General features: G+C 64.9%; 1 protein-coding gene. It reads right to left on the bottom strand.

The features are described from left to right. Positions 1-53 precede the first annotated feature (53 nt). Positions 54-590: ribonuclease PH (gene rph, locus A3840_RS01980; RefSeq protein ID WP_067451066.1), on the bottom strand; the 537-nt coding region annotated here is incomplete at its 5' end.

Genomic DNA, 590 nt, shown 5'->3' on the forward strand with positions numbered 1-590 from the left:
GGAGAGGTCGACGGCGAAGCCGGCGGGTGAGGGGGCCTTCTTGCTGTAAAACATCATGCGCCCAAGGCCGCCTTTTGCATCACGCTCAATTCGCCAATGCCCTTTTCGGCCAGGGCCATGAGGCTTTCGAGTTCTTCCCGGCTGAAGGGGGCGCCTTCGGCGGTGCCCTGAATCTCCACGAACTTGCCGGCGCCGGTCATCACAAAATTGGCATCGGTCTCGGCCTCGACATCCTCGAGATAGTCGAGATCGAGCACCGGATTGCCGCGATAGATGCCGCAGGAAATGGCGGCGACATTGTCCTTGAGCACCTGGCCCTTGGTCAGCTTGCGCTCTTCCATCCACCTGACGGCGTCGGCCAGGGCGACATAGGCGCCGGTGATCGAGGCGGTGCGGGTGCCGCCATCGGCCTCGAGCACGTCGCAATCGAGCGTCACCTGCACCTCGCCCAGGGCCTGCAAATCCACCACGGCGCGTAAACTACGGCCGATCAGGCGCTGGATTTCCTGGGTGCGGCCCGATTGCTTGCCAGCCGTGGCCTCGCGGCGGGTGCGCGAGCCGGTGGCGCGGGGCAGCATGCCATATTCGGC

Source organism: Devosia elaeis (assembly GCF_001650025.1).
Taxonomy (GTDB): domain Bacteria; phylum Pseudomonadota; class Alphaproteobacteria; order Rhizobiales; family Devosiaceae; genus Devosia; species Devosia elaeis.